The sequence below is a fragment of the Sphingomonas sp. DG1-23 genome (assembly GCF_030730875.1).
Lineage (GTDB): Bacteria > Pseudomonadota > Alphaproteobacteria > Sphingomonadales > Sphingomonadaceae > Sphingomonas.
In genome coordinates this window covers 262,380-283,347 of record NZ_JAVAMA010000003.1, presented here as the reverse complement: position 1 = coordinate 283,347, position 20,968 = coordinate 262,380, and the positions used below count along the sequence as shown (strand labels likewise).

Genomic DNA, 20,968 nt, shown 5'->3' with positions numbered 1-20,968 from the left:
AATTCCCCCCGGGAAGGTCGTTGCCATGTTAGGTCGCCGACGGCCCCGGACGATATTCCGGGATTGACCGTAACCCGTCAATAATGCCCGTCCGCCTTGCGCCCGAACTCGGCGACGCACATCACGCGATAGGTCTTATGCGGCCCGCAGCGTACCCCGACGAAGCGCATTTCGGCGGCGAACACCGTGCGGCGATGCCCGCGCCCCGGCACATCGTCGTCAACGATCAGCTGGCGGACGACTTCTTCCGCGGAGGGCGGCCCATAGGTGATCGTCTCGGCGACGTAATTGCCGCCGCCGCGCCGCCGGACCCGGTCGCGCGGATCGTCGCCATTCTTCGAATGATGCCCGGTCGCCCCGCGCGGTCCCTGATCGGCGACATGATCGCCCGCTGCCTGGGCGAGCAAAGGGGCGGGAGCGAGCGCAGCCACGGGCGCCTGCCGTTCGAGAAAGGCGATCGCCTCGTCGACTGCGGCGATACCCTCGGCGGTGCGCAACCCCTCGGGCTTGCCGGGATAGCGCACGATCTTGCCGTGGAAATAGCGGCGATAGTCGCGCAGCCGTTCGGCGTAACGCCGCGGCTGCGATCGGGCGAAATTGAGTTCGGCGACGATATCGCGTTCCAGCGTCGGGGCCGGCGCGAAAGCCGCGACGATGGGCAGGAGCGCGATCAGCATCGCCCTGATCTGTGCGGCTCCGGGATGAACGCAAGCCGAATATCGCGTTCAAAGCGCTGCAACCTTGTTCGTCCCGGCTCGTTTTGATCTCGAATAGTCGAACAAGGTTGAAGCCCGATGGCCAAGATGCTGCCTCTAGTCCTCGCTTTGATCCCGCTCGCCGCGGTGATCGGCGCCTGCGTTTCGTGCCCGTAACAGCGCGCGGATAAAGCCCCCGAAACCCCCACTTTGGCTCGTCGCACCCGGTGCGGCGAGTTTTTTCTTGGCCGATACCCGGACACGCAAAGAAAAAGGCCGCCCCGGATGTTCCGGGACGGCCTGTTTTTCGCGCAAATCGAAAGCCTCAGCCCTCGGCGTTCTCGTCCTCGGCGGGTGCCGACTGCACTTCGGCGGTCGCGCCCGGCTCGGCGTTGGGATCGTAATCCTCGACGAAGCCGGTCTCGTCCTTCTCGAACATCGCCGACATCACGTCGACGCCCTGCGACTGCATCTCGGCCTCTTCCGGCGAACGGGCGACGTTGACCTTGACGGTCACCGAAACCTCGGGGTGCAGCGCGACCTTGATCTCGTACACGCCGATCGACTTGATCGGGCGGTCGAGAACGATCTGGCTCTTGTTGACCTTGTGGCCGTCGGCGGTGATCGCCTCGACCAGGTCGCGAACCGCGACCGAGCCGTAGAGCTGGCCGGTGTTCGATGCCTGACGGATCATCGTCACCGACACGTCGTTGAAGTTGCCGGCTTCCTTCTCGGCGTCGCTGCGGCGCGAAGCGTTCTCGGCTTCGATGCGCGCGCGATTGGCCTCGAAGACCTTGCGATTGGCGGCGTTCGAACGAAGCGCCTTCTTGTTGGGCAAAAGGAAGTTGCGGGCGAACCCGTCCTTGACCTTCACCACGTCGCCGATGGCGCCGAGCTTCTCGACGCGCTCAAGCAGGATGACTTCCATATGCTCTGCTCCTTACTTGACGATGTAGGGCAGCAGGCCCAGGTGACGGGCGCGCTTGATGGCCTGGGCCAGCTCGCGCTGCTTCTTCGCGCTCACCGAAGTGATGCGCGAGGGGACGATCTTGCCGCGCTCGGACACGAAGCCCTGGAGCAGACGGACATCCTTATAGTCGATCCGGGGAGCGTCCTTCGCGGAGAAGGGGCAGCTCTTGCGGCGACGGAAAAACGGGCGTGCCATGTGTCTTTTGCTCCTTATTCGCTGCCGCCGCCGAAACCGGTATTGCCACCGGCATCGTCGCGATCACGACGGCCGCGGCCGCGCTCGCGGTCCTGACCCTTGCGCATCATCACGGTCGGACCCTGCTCCAGCTCGTCGACCTTGACGGTCATGTAGCGGATCACGTCTTCGTTGATCTGCGTCTGGCGCTCGAGCTCGGCGACGACGCCCGCGGGGGCATCGATTTCGAGCATCACGTAATGCGCCTTGCGGTTCTTGGCGATGCGATAGGCGAGCGAACGAAGACCCCAGGTCTCGGTCTTGACGACCTTGCCCTTATTGTCTTCGATGATCTTGGTGGCGGTTTCCGCCAGAGCGTCCACTTGCGCCTGTGCCAGATCCTGGCGCGCAAGGAACACGTGCTCGTACAGAGCCATGCATTCTCTTCCATGTTGGCCGATCGCTGACGCGCACCCCATGTGCAGCGCCCCTCCGGCTGTCGTCTCAAAAGCAAGCGGGCGGAGACACGTCTCCACCCGGCTGGCGCGCCTATGCGGGCAAAGCGCGGGAAATGCAAGCGCGGAGGAAGCTCTCGTCAAAACCATGTGCTCCTGCGGAAGCAGGAGCCCAGAGAGACAAAGGGAATCCCGCGCGGCTCTGGGCTCCTGCTTGCGCAGGAGCACGGCGCCCTAGATCGCCTGCCGCACGAAGCAATCCACGCCGTTCGCTTGCGCCCGCGCGCAAAGCCCTTCGGTTTCTGCGCGCATCGCCGGAAGGCTGTGCAGCCGGTGCAGCGTCCCTTCCTGCCGAACGATCACCGGCACCCCCGCCTCGATCAGCCGCGCGCGCTGGCGTTCGGCGGCATCGGCCGAGCTGAACGCGCCGAGCTGGGCCTGCCAGCCTTCGCCCGGGGGAAGTTCCGCCGCGCGCTGTTCGGTCGCGGCGATCATCCGCCGTTGTTCGCGGGCGCGGCGCTGGACTTCGATCAACGCGCCGAGCGTGATCGTCGCAGGTCGGTCGACCGAATAAGGCGAGGGCTCGATCGCGGCGATGGGCGCCGCGGCGCGCGGGGCAGGGGCCTGCCGCGACGCCTGCGCGATGCCGAGGATCGGAATCACCCCGAGCAGGGGCAGGCTGGCCAATGCGGCGAACAGCCAGATGCGCCGGCGCGGGCGCTTGATGAGGGCGATCGGATAGAGAGAATCGGACTGGTTCACGCGCGGCTCGTTACGGTTAACGACCGTTAACGCACGAGCCCCCGATATTTCCACCCCGGTCCCGAAAAGGGACGCAAAAACGGCGGAGCCCGAGGGCCCCGCCGTCCTTGTGCCGGGGACAGGCCGGCGTTTTAGCGGATCATGTTTGCGAACACCGCGCCGATGATCCCGCTGGTGATCGCGACGAGCACCGCGTCGTTGCCCGACTGGACATAGCGGTAGCCGCGCGGCGGGGCCCGCAGGCCGCGATACTGGCGATAATCGATCTGCCGGTAGTTGCGGGCATAACGGCTGTCGAAGCGGTCGCCGCGATGCCAGCTGCGGGTCTGATAGCTGCCGCGATTCTGATAGCCATAGCCGCGATGGTCGTCGCGCTGGACGTGGTGGCGCGGCGCGTCATGGCCGCGATATTGCTGCGGCGCGGCCGCCATGGCCGGGGTGGCGGCGATCGAAGCGGCGACCAGGCCGAGGATCAACTTCTTCATGTCTTCACTCCTCTTGTTCGCGCCATCCGTTGGCGTTGAACCCAATCTAGGAGCCGGTTGTCGCAGCCCTGTCCCGGCCGGGCGGCGAAATGGTCACCAATTGTCGCAGCCGCGCCCCCTCCGTTCATCTTCTTCTCCCTCTCCCGTCTGCGGGAGAGGGCCGGGGAGAGGGCTAGGTGCAGCGCACTCTCGGGGCGCGGGACAATGGTGGTTCGCGCAAAGGCGCAGAGGACGCAGAGATAGTCAGCCGCCGCGGCAGCGGCAGGGTTGCTCGCTGGACACATTTGCTGCCGCCGACGCGGCGTCTGTCGTGCCCGCAGGCGCTCTCTGCGTCCTCTGCGCCTCTGCGCGAACCTCTTCTCTTCCTTCGCGCGTTCGCGTGAAACACCGGCCAGCCCAATCGGGCCGGACTTGCCCCGCACCCGCAACGGTTCTAACCCGCGCCGCTTCACCAAGGAGAGGCACATGCGCGCGTTCATCTTCCCCGGGCAGGGCAGCCAGGCCGTCGGCATGGGCAGCGCGCTCGCCGCCGCGAGCCCGCATGCGCGCGAAGTTTTCCAGGAAGTAGACGAGGCGCTCGGCCAGAAGCTGTCGAAGCTGATGGCGGAAGGCCCCGAGGATCAGCTCACCCTCACTGCCAACGCCCAGCCGGCGATCATGGCCAATGCAATCGCGGTGCTGCGCGTGCTCGAGAAGGACGGCGGCATCCGCCTGTCGGAGAAAGCCGATTTCGTCGCCGGCCACAGCCTCGGCGAATATAGCGCGCTGTGCGCCGCCGGGGCGTTCGATCTCGCTACCACCGCGCAATTGCTGCGCGCCCGCGGCAACGCGATGCAGGCGGCGGTGCCGGTCGGCCTGGGCGCGATGGCGGCGTTGCTCGGCGTCGATCTCGACAAGGCGCAGTCGATCGCCGACGCCGCCGCGCAAGGCGAGATCTGCACCGTCGCCAATGACAACGATCCGGGCCAGGTCGTGATCTCGGGCCATCGCGACGCGATCGAGCGCGCGCTGCCGCTCGCCAAGGAAATGGGTGCGAAGCGCGCATTGCTGCTGCCGGTCTCGGCGCCGTTCCATTGCCCGCTGATGCAGCCCGCCGCCGACGCGATGGAGGCGGCGCTCGCCGCGGTTGCGATCCAGTCGCCGCTCGTCCCGGTCTATGCCAACGTCACCGCCGCGCCGGTCAGCGATCCGGCCACGATCCGCACATTGCTGGTCGAGCAGGTCACCGGCATGGTCCGCTGGCGCGAATCGGTGCTGGCGATGCAGGAAGCGGGCGTCACCGAGTTCGTCGAATTCGGCGGCAAGGTCCTCGCCGGCATGGTCAAGCGCATCGCCCCCGAAGCCACCACCACCAGCCTCGCCACCATGGCCGACGTGGAAGCGCTGGCGAAAACACTGTAAGATAGAAAATATGAGGTTCGCGCAGAGGCGCAGAGGACGCAGAGAGCGGTGTATTGAAGGACATCGATCGGATCAGCGGCGACGTTGTCGATGTAGCAATGCGTCTGCATCGCGAGCTCGGCCCCGGGCTTCTTGAAAGCGTATATGAAGCTGTTCTCGCTGCACGCCTTCGGACGATGGGGTACGCCGTCGCGACGCAGCGCGCTGTCGATATAGAATTTGAAGGCGTGCGGGTCGACTGCGCATTCCGGATCGATTTGTTGATCGACGAGCGTTTGATCGTCGAGATCAAGTCGGTGGAGCGTCTCGCCCCGGTGCATGCGAAGCAGCTTTTGACCTACCTTCGTTTGACCGGGCAGCCCGTAGGGCTGCTGATCAACTTCGGTGGTGAAACGCTCAAAGAGGGCATCCGCCGGCTCGTCAACAATCACAACCCCTCTGCGTCCTCTGCGCCTCTGCGCGAAATAAACTAAGGAAAATCTGGTATGTTCGACCTCACAGGCATGACCGCCCTCGTTACCGGCGCTTCGGGCGGGATCGGTTCGGCGATCGCGAAGGGCCTCGCCGCGCAAGGCGCCCGGCTCGCGGTGTCGGGCTCGAATGCCGACAAGCTCGAAGCCTTTCGCGCCGAACTCGGCGGCGACCATGTCGCCTTGCCGTGCAACCTCTCCGACAGCGCCGCGGTCGACGCGCTGGTGCCGCAGGCGGTCGAGGCGCTCGGCAAGCTCGACATCCTCGTCAACAATGCCGGCGTCACCCGCGACAATCTGGCGATGCGGATGAAGGACGAGGAGTGGGACACGGTGATCCGCGTCAATCTCGAGGCCGCGTTCCGCCTGATGCGCGCCGCCGCCAAGCCGATGATGAAGGCGCGGTTCGGCCGGATGATCTCGATCACCTCGGTGGTCGGCGCCACCGGCAATCCGGGCCAGGCGAACTATGCCGCGTCCAAGGCGGGCCTTGTCGGCATGTCCAAGGCGCTGGCGCAGGAGCTTGCCAGCCGCAACATCACGGTCAATTGCGTCGCGCCCGGCTTCATCCGCTCGGCGATGACCGACGTGCTGCCCGAGGCGCAGAAGACCGCCTTGCTCACCCGCATCCCCGCGGGCGATCTCGGCGACGGCGCGGACATCGCCGCCGCGGTCGTGTATCTCGCCAGCAAGGAGGCTGGCTACGTCACCGGCCAGACCTTGCACGTCAATGGCGGGATGGCGATGCTCTGAGCATGCGTATCCTCGTCCCCTTTTTGCTGCTTTTGGCCGCGCCTGCCAACGCCGCCGATCTCGCGACGATCGATTGCGTCGCGGGCAAGGTGAGCGCCGCGGCCACTGCGAAGCTCCACGCCGACGTCTCGCGCAACATGACCGAGAGCGGCAAACGGCCGAGCTATGACTCCGCGGTGGGCGGCAGCATCGCCAGCGCCGCCGCGGCGTGCGGCACCGAACATGGTTGGTCGGAAGCGGCGGTGAAGGCGGCGCGCATCTATACGCTGGCGAAGCTCGGCCTGCCCGTCGCCGAGCGCGTGATCGGCGCGCGCGGATTCGAGGCGGCGACGCTCGAGGACCGGTTCCAGGCGCTGCCCGAGGAGACCCGCAATCGCCCGCTCACCCCGACGGAGAACCAGGAACTGATCAAGGTCTCGGTGACCGAGGAAGCGAAGCAGACGCGGGAGAATGCCGAACTGCTCGCCGAATATTTCGCCTTCCTCAGCACGATCCAATATGCGAGTTTCGATTTTTCCCAGGCGTGAAGCTTGCGGCGCGGGGGCGTGCCCCCTTGCAACGGCACCGGCGGCATTCTAGGTGCGTTCACACGGAATTCAGAGCCCAGACAAAGGAAAACAGGGACTATGGCCAACCAGGAAGAGATCACCCAGCGCGTTGCCGCGCTCGTCGTCGACCATCTGGGCGTCGATGCCGGCGAAGTGAAGCCCGAAGCGAGCTTCATCGACGATCTGGGTGCGGACAGCCTCGACATCGTCGAGCTGGTCATGGCGTTCGAGGAAGAGTTCGGCGTCGAGATCCCCGACGACGCAGCCGAGAAGATCACCACGGTCGGCGACGCGGTCTCGTATATCAGCGAGCACCAGGAAGGCTGATTGCCTTTCCGGCGACCTGCCCGGATGGGCCGGCACTGCCATATAGCGGCTTCCCGTCCGGGCTCGAAAGAGAGGGCGGGGAGCCGTTTCGTTTTCGTAACGAGTTTTTCCGCGTTCGCGCCCGCTATGGGCAGTGATCGCCACGTTTGACGGAGAGAACGCCATGCGCCGCGTAGTCGTAACCGGCCTTGGGCTCGTCACCCCGCTGGGTGCCGATGTCGAGACGGCCTGGAAGAACATCATCGCCGCCAAGTCCGGCGCAGCGACGATCACGCGCTTCGACGCGACCGATTTCCACAGCAATTACGCGTGCGAAGTGAAGCCGGCGGGGCATGAATACGGCTTCGATCCCAACAAGCGCGTCGATCACAAGGTCCAGCGCCAGGTCGATCCGTTCATCGTCTACGGCATCGATGCCGCCGGTCAGGCGATCGAAGATGCCGGGCTGCTGGACATGGACGAGGCGACGCGCTTCCGCGCCGGTTGCTCGATCGGTGCGGGCATTGGCGGGCTTCCGGGCATCGAGAGCGAATCGCTGGTGCTCGCCGAAAAGGGCCCCAAGCGCGTCTCGCCGCATTTCGTCCATGGCCGCCTGATCAACCTGATCTCGGGCCAGGTGAGCATCAAATACGGGCTGATGGGCCCCAACCACGCCGTCGTCACCGCCTGCTCGACCGGCGCGCATTCGATCGGCGACGCCGCGCGGATGATCGCGATGGACGACGCCGACATCATGCTGGCGGGCGGCGCCGAGGGCGCGGTCTGCCCGATCGGCATCGCCGGCTTCGGCCAGGCGCGTGCGCTCTCGACCAATTTCCGCGACGATCCCACCAGGGCCAGCCGCCCATGGGACCAGGACCGCGACGGCTTCGTCATGGGCGAAGGCGCCGGCGTGGTCGTGCTCGAGGAATATGAGCATGCGAAGAAGCGCGGCGCCAAGATCTATGCCGAAGTCATCGGCTATGGCCTGTCGGGCGATGCCTATCACGTGACCGCGCCGCATCCCGAGGGCTCGGGCGCGTTCCGTTCGATGCAGATGGCGATGAAGAAGTCGGGTCTCGACTTCGGCGACATCGATTACATCAACGCCCACGGCACTTCGACGCCGCTCGGCGACGAACTCGAACTCGGCGGAGTCCGCCGCCTGTTCGGGAGTGCGATCGAAACGCTCTCGATGAGCTCGACCAAGTCGGCGATCGGGCATCTGCTCGGTGGCGCCGGCGCGGTCGAAAGCATCTTCTGCATCCTCGCGCTGCGCGATCAGGTCGTGCCGCCGACGCTCAACCTCGACAATCCGAGCGAGAATTGCGCCGGCGTCGATCTGGTCCCGCACAAGGCGAAGGAGCGCAAGGTCAAGGCGGTGCTGAACAACAGCTTCGGCTTCGGCGGCACCAATGCCAGCCTGGTGATGAAGGCTGTCTGAAGCCACGCCCCCGCGTCGTTCGCGACGGGCGGGCGGTTGTGCCATCCTCGTCGTCCTGCTGCTGGCAGTGGCGGCGGGGCTGGCGGTGCTCCAGCTCTGGGCCGGTAGCGGTCCGTCGCGCGCGAACATGACGGTGCTCATCCCCGAAGGGGCGAGTCTCAGCCGAGCGGCGACCGAGCTGGAGAAGGCCGGCGCGATCCGTTCGGCGCGGCAATTCGTCCTGCTGTCGAAGGTCTTCGGCGGCGGCGCGCCGATCAAGGCGGGGGAATATCGCCTGCTCGCGGGCGAAAGCCCGTCCGACATCCTCAAGGATCTGCAGGGCGGCAAGACGCTTCAGCGCAAGATCACCGTCGCCGAAGGCGTGCCTTCGGTTCTCGTGCACGAGGCGCTGATGAAGGCCGACGGCCTGAGCGGTCCGATCGCGGTGCCCGCCGAGGGCAGTGTGCTGCCGGATACCTATGCCTATAACCGCGGCGAGACCCGCGCGGCGGTGCTGGCGCGGATGCAGAAGGCGATGACCGAATATCTTGCCAGCGCGTGGGCGCGGCGCAAGCCAGGAATCGCCGTCGCCACGCCGGCACAGGCGCTGACGCTCGCCTCGATCGTCGAGAAGGAGACCGGCAAGCCCGAGGAGCGTCGGACGGTCGCCGCGGTCTATTCGAACCGGCTCAGGCAGAACATGATGCTCCAGGCCGATCCGACGATCATCTACCCGATCACCAAAGGCAAGCCGCTCGGCCGCCGCATCCTCCAGTCGGAGCTGCGTGCGGTGAACCAGTACAACACCTACGCGATGACCGGGCTTCCGGTCGGGCCGATCGCCAATCCCGGCCGCGAATCGATCGATGCGGTGCTCGATCCGGCGCAGTCCTCGGCGCTGTACTTCGTCGCCAAAGGCGATGGCGGGCACGTCTTCGCCGACACGCTCGAGCAGCACAACGCCAATGTCCAGAAATGGTATGCCCTGCGGCGGGCGCGCGGCGAGATGTGACTTAATCCCTCTCCCCTTGTGGGAGAGGGAGGGAGCCGACGAAGTCGGCGGAAGGGTGAGGGGGAGTCGTAGTGGTCTACGTTCCCCTCATCCTTCCCACTCGATTGCATCGAGCGGGCCCCTTCCTTCTCCCACAAGGGGAGGAGGCGTTAACCCTTCAACCCCGCCGCCTCGCGGGCCAGCGTTTCGACCTGCTCGACGCTCGCGCCCTTCGGCGTGATCCAGCTCCCGCCCACGCACAGCACCGGATCGAAGGCCAGCCAATCCGGCGCCGTCGCGAGGCTCACGCCGCCGGTCGGGCAGAATTTCGCCTGATAGAAAGGTGCCGCCAATGCCTTGAGCGCCTTGAGCCCGCCCGAAGTCTCGGCAGGGAAGAACTTGAAATGGGTCAGCCCGAGATCGAGCCCGCGCATGATGTCGCCGGCATTGGCCACCCCCGGCAGGAAGGGCACGCCGCTGGCGATGATCGGCTCACCCAGCCGCTCGGTCAGGCCGGGCGAGACGATGAACTCGACGTCCGCGTCCATCACCTGCTTGAACTGGTCGGTGTTGACCACCGTGCCGGCGCCGACGATCGCGCCTTCGACCTTCTTCATCTCCGCGATCGCCTCGATCGCGGCGCCGGTGCGCAGCGTCACTTCGAGAACGCGCAGCCCGCCTTTGACCAGCGCCTCGGCCAGCGGTCGCGCCTGCGCCGCGTCCTCGATCACCAGCACCGGGATCACCGGAGCGGTGCGCATGATATCGGCAATCGTACTCGTCACAATGCGTGCTCCTGGGCGAAGGCCGCCGCGGCCCCGTAAAGGCCCGGCTGCGGGTGCGTGATCAGCTTGACGGGGATCGACGCCATCAGGTTCCGGAACCGGCCCTTGGCAACGAAGCGCTCGCCGAAGCCCGATTGCAGCAAATGGTCCTTGAGACGCAAGCCCAGACCGCCGGCGATCACCACGCCGGTCGGGCCATGGGTGAGAGCGAGGTCGCCCGCGACTGCGCCGAGGCTAAGGCAGAAGCGGTCGAGGGCCGCGACGGCGAGGCTATCCTTGCCTTCGAACGCCAGTGCCCAGAGTTCCTTGTCGGTGTGGCGCGGCACCGGCCGCTTCTCGAGCTCGGCCAGTGTCTCGTAGATCGCGACGATCGCCGGCCCCGCGACGATCCGCTCGGTCGAGACGCGATTATATTCGCGCCGCAGCCGCTTGACGAAGGCGTCCTCGATCGGATCGAGCGGCGCGAAATCGACATGCCCACCTTCGGTCGCGATGATGTCGTAACCGCCCTTGTGCCGGAATACCTGTGCGACGCCGAGCCCGGTGCCGGGGCCGCACACGGTCAGCGAGCCACGGGGGGGAAGCGATATCTCGGGCCCGCACAAATGCAGGAAATCCCCGTCCCCCAGCTGGGCCACGGCATGGCCGATCGCCGCGAAATCGTTGACGACAGTCCAGGTCTCCGCGCCGAGCCGGTCGGGGATCAGGGCAGGGCGGATGATCCACGGATTGTTGGTGAGCTTGATCACCTCGCCGCCGACCGGCGAGGCGACCGCGATCGCCGCAGCCCTGGGCAGCGGGCGCCCGAGCGTCTCGCCAAAGGCTTGCCACGCAAGCTGCAGGCTGGGGTGTTCGGCGACTTTTTGAGTCACCGGCGCGGCCATCGAGACGACGCGCCCCTCCGCCACTTCCGCTACGGCAAAGCGGGCATGGGTACCCCCGATATCGACCGCGACGACTTCCATGCCTTCTCCCTGAACCTCTCACGCCCGCGGCCTGTCAACGTTGGCATACGGTGCGCCGCCCTTCTCTGCGCTGGACGCGCAGATGTAAAGCGAGTGCTAGAGTCCGGCCTCCGCCAGCATCGCCGAGGCGCCCAGTTCGGCCTCGTCGGCGTGATTGCGCAGCATCGCGAACAGCTCGCGACCAGTACCTTGGGCAGGCGCAGGCGCGACGGCATGTTCGCGCGCTTCCCATTCGGCGGGATCGACCAAGGCCTCCAGCGTCCCCGCCTCGGCATCGAGCCGGACCACATCGCCGTCGCGCACCTTGCCGATCGGGCCGCCGCCCAGCGCCTCGGGCGACAAATGAATCGCGCACGGCACCTTGCCCGATGCGCCCGACATCCGGCCGTCGGTAACCAAAGCGACCCGGAAGCCGCGATTCTGCAGCACCCCCAGCGGCGGCGTCAGCTTGTGCAATTCGGGCATGCCGTTCGCCTTCGGACCCTGGAAGCGCACCACGACGATCACGTCGCGGTCGAGCTCGCCCGCCTTGAACGCCGCCTGCACCTCGGACTGGTCGGAGAAGACCCGTGCCGGCGCCTCGATCGTCCAGCGATCGCGCTCGACCGCGCTCACCTTGATGCAGGCGCGGCCGAGATTGCCCTTGAGAATGCGGAACCCGCCTTCGGGCGAGAACGGCGCGTCGATCGTGCGGACGATGCTGTCGTCACCGCTCTTCTCGGGATGATTGTGCCAGACGAGCGATTCGTCCTCGACCATGGGCTTGCGGCCGTAAGCCGCCATGCCTTCCTTCGCGATCGTCAGCGTGTCGCCGTGCATCAGCCCGCCCTTGAGCAATTCGCGGATCACGAAGCTCGGCCCGCCGGCGTCCTCGAAACCGTTCACATCGGCCGATCCGTTGGGATAGACGCGGGTGAGCAGCGGCACGCTGCGCGACAGCCGGTCGAAATCGTCCCAGTCGATCACGATGCCCGCCGCGCGCGCAAAGGCGGGGACGTGGATCAGATGGTTGGTCGAGCCGCCGGTGGCGAGCAATACGATCGCGGCATTCACGATCGCCTTCTCGTCGACGACATGCCCGATCGGGCGATAATCGTTGCCGTTCCAGCCGATATCGGCGAGCCGGTGCACCGCCGCCCGGGTCAGCTCCTGGCGCAATTTGGTCTGCGGATTGGCGAAGGCGGCGCCCGGCATGTGGAGGCCCATCGCCTCCATCATCATCTGGTTCGAATTGGCGGTGCCGTAAAAGGTGCAGGTGCCCTTGCCGTGATAGGCGGCGATCTCGGACGCGAGCAGTTCCTCGCGGGTCGCCTTGCCCTCGGCATAGCGTTCGCGGACCGCCGCCTTGTCCTTGTTGGCGAGGCCCGAGCGCATCGGTCCGCCCGGGATCATCACCATCGGCAGATGCCCGAAGCGCAAGGCGCCGAGCAGCAGGCCGGGGACGATCTTGTCGCAGATGCCGAGCAACGCGGCGCCCTCGAACACGCGGTGGCTGAGCGCGATGCCGGTCGAGAGCGCGATCGTGTCGCGGCTGAACAGCGACAGCTCCATCCCGGCATAGCCCTGCGTCACGCCGTCGCACATCGCGGGCACGCCGCCGGCGACCTGCGCGGTGGCGCCCGCCTCGAGCGCCCAGATCTTCATCTGCTCGGGGTAACGGTAATAGACTGCGTGCGCCGAAAGCATGTCGTTGTACGAGGTGACGATGCCGATGTTCATCCGGTTCGCCGGAGTCATCAGGTCGCGCTGCTCGTCGGTCCCGGCATAAGCGTGGGCGAGGTTGGCGCAACCGAGCTTCGGCCGATCCGCACCGCTCTCGCGCTCGCGGCGGATCAGGTCGAGATAGGCCGCGCGCTTTTGCTTCGAACGTTCGATGACGCGATCGGTGACCGCGGCGATTTCTGAATGGAGACTCATTTACAACTCCGTTCGCCCTGAGCTTGTCGAAGGGCAGTCCTTCTTCGGTCCCGACCGCGCTCCGAAGAACGGTGCTTCGACAAGCTCAGCACGAACGGGGAGGGCTTTACGCCGCCCAGTGGATATCCACCGGCAGCTCGATATCGGCGAGGATACGGCCGACCGGATAGTTGGACGAAGCGCCCTGTTCGATCGCCTGCTCCAGCACGTCGCGCTTGGCCTGGCCGGTGATCGCGATCATCAGCGCGCGCGCCGAGACGATCGCGGCCTTGCTCAGCGTGACGCGGGCAACCGGCGCTTCGGGCGGCAGCGGGTCGGGCATCACTCCGACCGCGCGGCGTTCCTTGGGGCCGTTCAGCGCCTCGTCGAAATCGGCGCCGGGGAAGATCGATGCGGCATGGCCGTCGCCGCCGACGCCGAGCAGGCACAGATCGAGCGGCCAGTGCAGATCCTGCAGGATCGCGTCCGCCGCGCGGCCCGCCGCCTTGTAATCGGCCACCGTCGCGCTGATCAGCGGGATGACCCGCGCGCCCTTGGGAATGAACACCTTGCCGATCGCCGTGACGTTCGACAGCGGGTCGCCGAGCGGTACCAGCCGGTCGTCGCCGGGGACGATCGTCACGCGTTTCCAGTCGAGCTTGGCAGCGGCCAATTTCTCGTAGATCGGCAGCGGGGTCTTGCCGCCCGCCAGCGCGATGACCGCGGCGCCGCGCGCGTCGATCGCGCTTTCGATGATGAACTGCACGTCGCCCGCGACGGCAGCGGCCATCTCGTCGGCGTCGTCATAGTCCCACCATTCGATTTCGGTCGTCATGTCTGCTCCTGCGTGTTCGGTGGGTTCGTCGTAGATATGGGGTACGAAGGCTATTCGTTCCACGTCACCCCGTCGCGCTCGGTGAGCGCGACCGAGGCGGAGGGGCCCCAGCTGCCCGAGGCATAGGGTTTGGGTTTCATGTCATTGGCGTCCCAGCCGGCGCGGATCCCGTCGATCCATTCCCATTGCGCCTCGACCTCGTCGCGGCGGACGAACAGGGTCGGATCGCCCTCGATCAGATCGAGCAGCAGCCGCTCATAGGCGATGCGGCGGCGGGTGCCGGCGAATTCGGTGTCGAGGCTGAGGTTGAGCGGCACTTCGCGCAGCCGCACGCCCTCGCGGTCGAGCCCGGGCTGCTTGGCCATCACCAGCAGCCGGACATATTCCTCGGGCTGGAGCCGGATCACCAAAGTGTTGGGATGCAGCGCGCCGCCGCGCTCGGCGAAGATCGAATGCGGCACCGGCTTGAACTGGATGACGATCTCGCTGCGGCGCTCGGCGAGACGCTTCCCGGTGCGCAGATAGAAAGGCACGCCGTGCCAGCGCCAATTGTCGACATGCGCCTTGACCGCGACGAAGGTCTCGGTGATCGACGGCTTCTCCAGATCGCTGGCATAATCGCGAACGATCTCGCCCTTCACTGCACCGCCGCCATATTGGCCGGTGACGGTCAGTTGTGGCGCCTCGGCCGCGCTGATTTTCCGAAGCGAGCGCAGCACCTTGACCTTCTCGTCTCGGATCGCGGTGCCGTCGAAGCGGGCAGGGGGCTCCATCGCGATCAGCGCGACGAGCTGGAGCATGTGGTTCTGCACCATGTCGCGCAGCGCGCCGGTCTCCTCGTAGAAGCCGGCCCGGCCTTCGAGCCCGACCGTCTCCGAGACGGTGATCTGGACATGGTCGATGCCCTGCGCGTTCCACACCGGCTCGAACAGCGAATTGCCGAAGCGCAGCGCAAGAATGTTCTGCACCGTCTCCTTGCCGAGATAATGGTCGATCCGGAAGGTGCGTTCCTCGGGAAAGGCGCCTGCGACCAGATCGTTGATCTCGCAGCTCGAGGCGAGATCCTTGCCCAGCGGCTTTTCGAGACTGATCCGGACATTGTCGCCGGTCAGCCCCGCGCTCTCGAGCCCCTCGATCGTCGGTCCGAACAGCCAGGGCGCGGTCGACAGGAAGATCGCCAGCCCGCCCGAAATGTCGCCGAGCTTGTCCTTGAGCGCCGCGAACCCCTCGATCTTCGAGGCATCGAGCGACTGATAGTTCAGCCGTTCGAGGAAACTTCCGACAGCGCTGTCATCCTTGCGGTCGGCGGGGAGGAATTCCTCCAGCGCATGACGGGCGAACTCGCGGTACGATTCGTCGTCCTTTTCGGAGCGTGCGGTGCCGGTGATCGTCAGTCCCGCGGGCAGCAGCCCATCGGCATGCAGCGCATAGAGCGACGGCAGCAGCATCCGCTGCGCAAGGTCGCCGGTTGCGCCGAACAGCAGCAATTTGCCCACGGGCTGATGCATTTTTTGCCTCACAACTTGTTTCGCCCGCGAGACACCAACGAGCGCCAAAGATCAAGCCGCCAGACCGTAATCCCGGCTTCCGCCGGGATGAGGTGAGATTAGAGAACCAGCCCCGCGGTCGGATCGAGCCCGGCCATGATGTTGAGGTTCTGCACCGCCGCGCCGGCGGCGCCCTTGCCGAGATTGTCGAGCGTCGCGACCAGCCGAGCCTGGCCGCGCTCGGCATTGCCGAATACCCGGAGGCTCAGCCGGTCGGTGCCGGCATCTTCCTCGATCGAAACCGTGGAGACGTCGCTCGGCAGAATGCGAACGAGTGGGCATTCCTTATACGCGTCGCGCAATGCGTTCTCGATCGCCTCCAGCGACGGACGTCGCGTGAAGATGTGGAGCGGCAGGGGCACCTCTACCACCATTCCGCGATAGGTGCGCACCACTGCAGGTTGGAAGATCGGCGGATGCTCGATCCGCGCATGCTTCTGCATCTCGGGAACGTGCTTGTGATCGAGGTTGAGGCCGTAGTTTCGGAAGGCGGTGGCGGTGAAACCCTCGGAAGTCTCGTCCTCGAAATCGGCGATCATCGATCTGCCGCCGCCCGAATAGCCCGAGACGGCATTGACCGTGAAGCTGTGATCGAGCGGCACCAGCCCCGCGCGGACCAGCGGACGCACGAGCGCGAGAAAGCCGGTAGGATAACAGCCGGGGTTGCTCACCCGCGCCGCGTCGGCGATCGCCGCCAATTGCCCCGGCTCGAGTTCGGCAAAGCCATAGACCCAGTCGGGCGCCACCCGGTGCGCGGTCGAGGCGTCGATCACGCGAACCTTGTCGGCGCGGATCATCGCCACGGCTTCGCGCGCCGCCTCGTCGGGCAGGCAGAGTATGACGAAATCGGCCGAATTGAGCGCATCCTCGCGCTTCCTCGGGTCCTTGCGGTCGGCGTCGGCGAGGATCAGTTGCTCGATCCCCGCGCGCCCGTCGAGCCGCTCGCGAATCTCGAGTCCGGTGGTGCCGACGGCGCCGTCGATGAAGACGCGGATGGTCATTGTGGATCCGCCAGTGCGGCTGCCGGAATATAGCCTACGATTCCCGCCGCGGGGGCGACGCCCCAGGCGTGATCGCCTGCCAGCTCGAGCACTTCGAATATTTCGCCTGCAGCGAGGCTGGCCAGCACTTCGGAATCGGCCGCGGCGCTCGCGCGCAATTCGGCGGAGGCGGCAAGGCTGCGCGGCATCGGCGCGGCATAATGCGGGGCGAACACCCGGTCGGCGAGCCGCACATCGGCAAGGTCGCGGCGCACGGCGTCGACGCGCGAATCGATGATCGCCGAGCGCCCTTTCAGTGAAAAGCGCTTATGCGTTGGCCCTGCGGGCGACTGGCTGACCGAGGTTGTCGCCAGCGAGGAAGTGCCCGAACTCTGCAAGAAACTCTGCCCCTTCAGCGGTACGCGCAACGAAGATGTTGCGTTTGTCGGTATCGTCGCGTTGGCGGCGCAGATAGCCGAGCGTCCCCAGGCGATTCAAGGCGCGGGTTACCACGGGCTTCGAAACGTTCAGCGCCCGCGCCAGTCCGCGGACCGTATGGGGCCCCGGGTCGAGATACACAAGCATCAGGAGAGCCATCTGACGATTGGTGAGGTCGGGCTCGCCCGAACGCACATAATCGATCAGCGTGTCCTTCCACGAAGACAGCGATTGGTCCGGCATCGCGTTCACGGCTCTTCTCATCCGTTACGTTCCCGGTCCTGTCCGGGAGCATTCACACAAACGCAGCTTGAGCCCAGTGGTTTCAGTGCGTTGGCGAAATGTTACTGGTTAATTCAGAAACCGGATTTGCTGCATTGCGGGATGATCCCGGGCCACACGCAGGTTGATCCCCGGCACCGGCTCCCCTATGTCGCCGCTTTCGCAACAGGCCGGGTCTCAATGTTCACCTTTCTGCTCGTCGTCCACGCTATCATCGCGGCACTGCTCGTGACCGTGATCCTCATGCAGCGCTCGGAAGGCGGCGGGCTGACCACGGGCGGCAGCCCCTCGGGCCTGATGTCGGCACGCGGCGCGGCGGATTTCCTGACCCGCGCCACCACGGTCCTCGCGACTCTCTTCATCACGATGAGCATCGCGCTCGCCTTCGTCGCCGCGAGTCGCCACTCGACGACGATCGATTCCTCGCTCCAGCGCGCTCCGGCCGCGCCGCTCACCTCGCCGACCGGCGCGCCCGCCGCACCGTTCACGCTCGGCAACACGACGGCGCCCACCGGCGCTGCTCCCGCGAACGCTGCGGCGCCGGCCAACAGCTCGGTTCCGCTCGCGCAATAACCCGCCGCTCTCCGCCGATCGGGGAGCAGATCAAAAAATAAGTGAGTCGCGCGCTTGTCGGCGTGCGGCCAATGACGTTAGGCGTTACCTCCCATGGCGCGGTATATCTTCATCACCGGCGGCGTGGTCTCCTCGCTTGGCAAGGGTTTGATGGCGGCGAGCCTCGCGGCTTTGCTCCAGGCCCGGGGCTATCGGGTCCGCATCCGCAAGTTCGATCCCTATCTCAACGTCGATCCCGGTACGATGTCGCCGCACCAGCATGGCGAGGTCTACGTCACCGACGACGGCGCCGAGACCGATCTCGATCTCGGCCATTACGAGCGCTTCACCGGCGTCGCCTCGCGCCAGTCCGACAACGTCACTTCGGGCCGTATCTACAAGACGATCATCGAGCGCGAGCGGCGTGGCGACTATCTCGGCGCCACCGTCCAGGTGATCCCGCACGTCACCGACGCGATCAAGGCGTTCGCGCAGGACGAGACCGACGATCTCGACTTCGTCCTCTGCGAGATCGGCGGCACGGTCGGCGACATCGAATCGCTGCCGTTCATCGAGGCGATTCGCCAGCTTCGCAACGATCTCGGCCGCGGCCAGACGGTCAGCATCCACGTCACTTTGGTGCCCTACATCTCCGCCGCCGGCGAGCTGAAGACCAAGCCGACCCAGCACAGCGTGCGCGAGCTCGCGGCATTGGGCGTCCAGCCCGACGTCCTCGTCTGCCGCTCGGAGCGCGATCTGCCTGCCGGCGAGCGCGCCAAGATCGCGCAATTCTGCAACGTCCCCGCGTCGGCGGTGATTCCCGCGCTCGACGCGAAGAGCATCTACGCAGTGCCGATGCAGTATCATCGCGAGGGGCTCGACGTCGAAGTTTTGCGCGCGTTCGGCATGGATCCGGGCGAGGCGCCCAATCTCGAGCGCTGGGAGCGGATCGTCAGCCGTCTCCAGAATCCCGAGGGCGAGGTCACGATCGGCGTGGTCGGCAAATATATGGGCGTTCCCGATGCCTATAAGTCGCTCCACGAAGCGCTGGTCCATGGCGGCATCGCCAATCAGGTCAAGGTCAACATTCGCTGGCTCGACGCCGAATTGTTCGAGCGCGACGACGAGGAAGTCGCCGCCAAGCTCGAGCCGATGGACGGCATCCTCGTCCCCGGCGGGTTCGGCGAGCGCGGCAGCGAGGGCAAGATCGCCGGCGTGCGCTTCGCCCGCGAGCGCGGCGTGCCGTTCTTCGGCATCTGCCTCGGCATGCAGATGGCATGCGTCGATGCCGCGCGCGATCAGGGGCTCGAAAACGCATCGACCACCGAATTCGGCCCGACCGACGAGCCGGTGGTCGGCATGATCACCGAATGGATGACCAGCGAGGGCATCCAGAAGCGTGAAGCGGGCGGCGATCTCGGCGGCACGATGCGCGTCGGCGCCTATCCGGCGAAGCTCGGCGGCAACAGCGTCGTCGCGTCGATCTACGGCGCGGAAGAGATCAGCGAGCGCCATCGCCACCGCTACGAGGTCAACACCCATTACAAGCCGTTGCTCGAAAAGAACGGTCTGGTCTTCTCGGGCATGTCGCCCGACGGCACCTTGCCCGAGATCGTCGAGCGGCCCGACCATCCGTGGTTCGTCGGCGTGCAATTCCATCCCGAGCTGAAGTCGAAGCCCTTCGATCCGCATCCCTTGTTCGCGAGCTTCATCGAAGCGGCGGTCAAGCAGAGCCGGCTGGTCTAGCCTCGCGCCGGCGGCGGCTCAGGTAGCCTGCGCCATCATCTCTGCGGCCGTGCGATAGCCGGGGTCGCGCTTGCGGCGCAGCAACGTGTCGGCGGTCAGACCCGCGGCGTCGGGGATGTCGCTTCGCGCGCCGTGTCGGGCGAAGAGCTGAAAATGCTCCGCCGCACTGCCCTTCCTGAGCATCAGGTGCAGCGCGGTCGCACCTTGGGCATTGCGCGCGTTGGGGTCGGCTCCCGCCTTCAGCAGTTCCTCGGCAGGGCCGAACTTGCTCCACGCGACCGCACCGAGCAGCGGCGTATCGCCGCGGTCGGCGCCTTCTTCCAGGTCTGCGCCATATTCCAGCAGCAGACGGATCGCGTTTCGATCCTCGTTCCATATGGCGGCGAACAGGCAAAAATTGGGATTGGCGCCCCGCTTGAGCAGATGCTCGGCCAGCTTGAGGTTTCGTCCGCGCGAAATCGCATGCCACAAAGGCGTCGCGTGCCACGCGTCTTCGGTGAATGCGGGCGCGTCCAGCCCGAGGCCGGCCGCGAGCAGCACCTCGACGGTGCGGATGCTCGCCTCGTCCTCGCCCGGGCTCATACAGGCGTGGTGCAGCCAATTTCGTCCGCGCTCGTCGGATGCTTCGGTCAGGTCTGGCCGCTCGGTCAGCCCCTGGTCGACTTCCCGCCAGCGGTGCGCCCGCACCGATTCGCGCAAGCTCGTCTTCGAAACCATCCTTTATTCTATATCGATCCGGCCCGCGGCGAAACCGGACGAAGCCTTTGCTGGATCGGTCGCGGACCGAGCCGACAAAGCCCCTCCCGTCGCGTCGCAGCATCGGCTAACGCGGCCGGATGCGTACCCTGTTCGCCGCGTTCGCCTTGTTGCTCCTGCCCAGCGCCGTCGTCGCGCAGACCAAACCGGTCCCCGGCCAGGTCCGCGTGCGGATCGAGACCAGCGAAGGTGCGATCGTCCTCGCGCTCGACGCGAAACGCGCCCCGAAGACCGTCGCCAACTTCCTCGCTTATGTCGATGACGGCCGGCTCGACGGCACCGGATTCTACCGCGCGTCGCGCCGAACCGGGAATCCGAAGTTCGGCTTCGTCCAGGGGGGTGTCGCCAGCGACGCGCGGCGGGTCCTGCCGTCGCCGCCGCTCGAGCCGACCAACCGGACCGGCATCCGCCACACCGACGGCACCGTCTCGATGGCGCATGGCGCGAATATCGACGGGGCGACCGGCAATTTCTCGATCATGGTCGGCGACAATCCCTCGCTCGACGCGCGTGGCACCACGCGCAACGGCTATGCGGCGTTCGGCCGGGTCGTCGCGGGAATGGACGTCGTGCGGAAAATCCTCGCGCGGCCGACCGGCGGGGGCAGGGGGCCGATGCGCGGCCAGATGATCCAGCCCGCACCGGTCCAGATCGTCCGCGCGGTCCGTCTCGACGGCGCGCCAAAACCCACCGGCCGGGTCAAGCCTTGGGAGATCGGTCCGACCCGCTGGATCCAGCCGAACTGAGCAAGGC

At 66.3% G+C, this 20,968-nt stretch carries 25 protein-coding genes; 10 read left to right on the top strand and 15 right to left on the bottom strand.

From position 1 onward, the window contains the following. Nucleotides 1-77 precede the first annotated feature (77 nt). The 6 genes from Q9Q95_RS06945 to Q9Q95_RS06920 all read right to left on the bottom strand — a co-directional run bounded on the left by Q9Q95_RS06945 (nt 78) and on the right by Q9Q95_RS06920 (nt 3,541). Nucleotides 78-677, bottom strand: a complete 600-nt coding sequence (locus tag Q9Q95_RS06945; protein ID WP_306095338.1) for a CAP domain-containing protein — start codon at nt 675-677, stop codon at nt 78-80. Nucleotides 678-1,020: 343 nt separating this feature from the next. Further along, a complete protein-coding gene (gene rplI / locus Q9Q95_RS06940; protein ID WP_306095336.1) occupies nt 1,021-1,623 on the bottom strand; it encodes a 50S ribosomal protein L9 in 603 nt (200 codons plus the stop codon). Between the two features lie 12 nt (nt 1,624-1,635). Beyond that, nucleotides 1,636-1,860 carry a 30S ribosomal protein S18 gene (rpsR, locus tag Q9Q95_RS06935; RefSeq protein WP_010543816.1) on the bottom strand — a complete coding sequence of 75 codons (225 nt, stop codon included), beginning with the start codon at nt 1,858-1,860 and terminating at the stop codon, nt 1,636-1,638. A 14-nt stretch (nt 1,861-1,874) separates the two neighbouring features. Next, nucleotides 1,875-2,276, bottom strand: coding sequence for a 30S ribosomal protein S6 (gene rpsF / locus Q9Q95_RS06930; RefSeq protein ID WP_306095292.1), 402 nt, complete (start codon nt 2,274-2,276; stop codon nt 1,875-1,877). A gap of 252 nt (nt 2,277-2,528) precedes the next feature. Next, nucleotides 2,529-3,056, bottom strand: a complete 528-nt coding sequence (locus Q9Q95_RS06925) for an SPOR domain-containing protein (RefSeq protein WP_306095289.1) — start codon at nt 3,054-3,056, stop codon at nt 2,529-2,531. Between the two features lie 131 nt (nt 3,057-3,187). Next, entirely contained in the window at nt 3,188-3,541 is a 354-nt protein-coding gene (locus Q9Q95_RS06920) for an RcnB family protein (protein ID WP_306095287.1), read from the bottom strand. Nucleotides 3,542-4,006: 465 nt separating this feature from the next. Here Q9Q95_RS06920 and fabD point away from each other — a divergent pair, with 465 nt between their 5' ends. The 7 genes from fabD to mltG all read left to right on the top strand — a co-directional run bounded on the left by fabD (nt 4,007) and on the right by mltG (nt 9,454). After that, nucleotides 4,007-4,942, top strand: coding sequence for an ACP S-malonyltransferase (fabD, locus tag Q9Q95_RS06915; RefSeq protein WP_306095285.1), 936 nt, complete (start codon nt 4,007-4,009; stop codon nt 4,940-4,942). Nucleotides 4,943-4,995: 53 nt separating this feature from the next. Next, the gene (locus Q9Q95_RS06910; RefSeq protein ID WP_306095283.1) at nt 4,996-5,415 is read left to right on the top strand and encodes a GxxExxY protein; all 420 of its coding nucleotides are present in this window, start codon (nt 4,996-4,998) and stop codon (nt 5,413-5,415) included. 12 nt (nt 5,416-5,427) lie between these two features. Next, nucleotides 5,428-6,165, top strand: coding sequence for a 3-oxoacyl-[acyl-carrier-protein] reductase (gene fabG / locus Q9Q95_RS06905; RefSeq protein WP_306095281.1), 738 nt, complete (start codon nt 5,428-5,430; stop codon nt 6,163-6,165). Nucleotides 6,166-6,167: 2 nt separating this feature from the next. Beyond that, a complete protein-coding gene (locus tag Q9Q95_RS06900) occupies nt 6,168-6,692 on the top strand; it encodes a hypothetical protein (RefSeq protein WP_306095279.1) in 525 nt (174 codons plus the stop codon). A gap of 99 nt (nt 6,693-6,791) precedes the next feature. Further along, nucleotides 6,792-7,040, top strand: a complete 249-nt coding sequence (locus Q9Q95_RS06895) for an acyl carrier protein (RefSeq protein WP_056612581.1) — start codon at nt 6,792-6,794, stop codon at nt 7,038-7,040. Nucleotides 7,041-7,203: 163 nt separating this feature from the next. Next, nucleotides 7,204-8,463 carry a beta-ketoacyl-ACP synthase II gene (fabF, locus tag Q9Q95_RS06890; protein ID WP_306095274.1) on the top strand — a complete coding sequence of 420 codons (1,260 nt, stop codon included), beginning with the start codon at nt 7,204-7,206 and terminating at the stop codon, nt 8,461-8,463. Nucleotides 8,464-8,530: 67 nt separating this feature from the next. Further along, entirely contained in the window at nt 8,531-9,454 is a 924-nt protein-coding gene (mltG, locus tag Q9Q95_RS06885; RefSeq protein WP_371876702.1) for an endolytic transglycosylase MltG, read from the top strand. Nucleotides 9,455-9,603: 149 nt separating this feature from the next. On the opposite strand, the gene eda is transcribed toward mltG, so the two are convergent. The 8 genes from eda to Q9Q95_RS06845 all read right to left on the bottom strand — a co-directional run bounded on the left by eda (nt 9,604) and on the right by Q9Q95_RS06845 (nt 17,122). Continuing rightward, on the bottom strand, nt 9,604-10,194 hold the full coding sequence (gene eda, locus Q9Q95_RS06880; RefSeq protein ID WP_306095576.1) for a bifunctional 4-hydroxy-2-oxoglutarate aldolase/2-dehydro-3-deoxy-phosphogluconate aldolase: 591 nt from the start codon (nt 10,192-10,194) through the stop codon (nt 9,604-9,606). A gap of 20 nt (nt 10,195-10,214) precedes the next feature. Beyond that, entirely contained in the window at nt 10,215-11,183 is a 969-nt protein-coding gene (gene glk / locus Q9Q95_RS06875) for a glucokinase (protein ID WP_306095272.1), read from the bottom strand. A gap of 96 nt (nt 11,184-11,279) precedes the next feature. Further along, nucleotides 11,280-13,100 carry a phosphogluconate dehydratase gene (gene edd / locus Q9Q95_RS06870; RefSeq protein ID WP_306095270.1) on the bottom strand — a complete coding sequence of 607 codons (1,821 nt, stop codon included), beginning with the start codon at nt 13,098-13,100 and terminating at the stop codon, nt 11,280-11,282. A 106-nt stretch (nt 13,101-13,206) separates the two neighbouring features. Further along, nucleotides 13,207-13,914: a 6-phosphogluconolactonase gene (gene pgl, locus Q9Q95_RS06865; RefSeq protein WP_306095268.1), complete on the bottom strand. Its 708-nt coding sequence runs from the start codon at nt 13,912-13,914 to the stop codon at nt 13,207-13,209. A 50-nt stretch (nt 13,915-13,964) separates the two neighbouring features. Then, nucleotides 13,965-15,422 (bottom strand): glucose-6-phosphate dehydrogenase, encoded by a 1,458-nt coding sequence (gene zwf / locus Q9Q95_RS06860; protein ID WP_306095266.1) that lies wholly within the window; start codon nt 15,420-15,422, stop codon nt 13,965-13,967. Between the two features lie 98 nt (nt 15,423-15,520). Then, a complete protein-coding gene (gene argC, locus Q9Q95_RS06855; RefSeq protein ID WP_306095264.1) occupies nt 15,521-16,462 on the bottom strand; it encodes an N-acetyl-gamma-glutamyl-phosphate reductase in 942 nt (313 codons plus the stop codon). Next, nucleotides 16,459-16,716 (bottom strand): SH3 domain-containing protein, encoded by a 258-nt coding sequence (locus tag Q9Q95_RS06850; RefSeq protein ID WP_306095262.1) that lies wholly within the window; start codon nt 16,714-16,716, stop codon nt 16,459-16,461. Before Q9Q95_RS06850 ends, argC begins: the two co-directional genes overlap by 4 nt. Before the next feature lie 52 nt (nt 16,717-16,768). Continuing rightward, complete coding sequence (locus tag Q9Q95_RS06845; RefSeq protein ID WP_306095574.1) at nt 16,769-17,122, bottom strand: MarR family transcriptional regulator; 354 nt, start codon at nt 17,120-17,122, stop codon at nt 16,769-16,771. A 219-nt stretch (nt 17,123-17,341) separates the two neighbouring features. On the opposite strand from Q9Q95_RS06845, the gene secG reads away from it, so the two are divergent. Next, entirely contained in the window at nt 17,342-17,734 is a 393-nt protein-coding gene (gene secG, locus Q9Q95_RS06840; RefSeq protein ID WP_306095259.1) for a preprotein translocase subunit SecG, read from the top strand. 93 nt (nt 17,735-17,827) lie between these two features. Continuing rightward, the gene (locus Q9Q95_RS06835; protein WP_306095256.1) at nt 17,828-19,459 is read left to right on the top strand and encodes a CTP synthase; all 1,632 of its coding nucleotides are present in this window, start codon (nt 17,828-17,830) and stop codon (nt 19,457-19,459) included. A gap of 18 nt (nt 19,460-19,477) precedes the next feature. On the opposite strand, the gene Q9Q95_RS06830 is transcribed toward Q9Q95_RS06835, so the two are convergent. Further along, nucleotides 19,478-20,176, bottom strand: coding sequence for an ankyrin repeat domain-containing protein (locus Q9Q95_RS06830; protein ID WP_306095253.1), 699 nt, complete (start codon nt 20,174-20,176; stop codon nt 19,478-19,480). A gap of 119 nt (nt 20,177-20,295) precedes the next feature. On the opposite strand from Q9Q95_RS06830, the gene Q9Q95_RS06825 reads away from it, so the two are divergent. Further along, nucleotides 20,296-20,961: a peptidylprolyl isomerase gene (locus Q9Q95_RS06825; RefSeq protein WP_306095252.1), complete on the top strand. Its 666-nt coding sequence runs from the start codon at nt 20,296-20,298 to the stop codon at nt 20,959-20,961. The last annotated feature ends 7 nt before the right edge of the window (nt 20,962-20,968 follow it).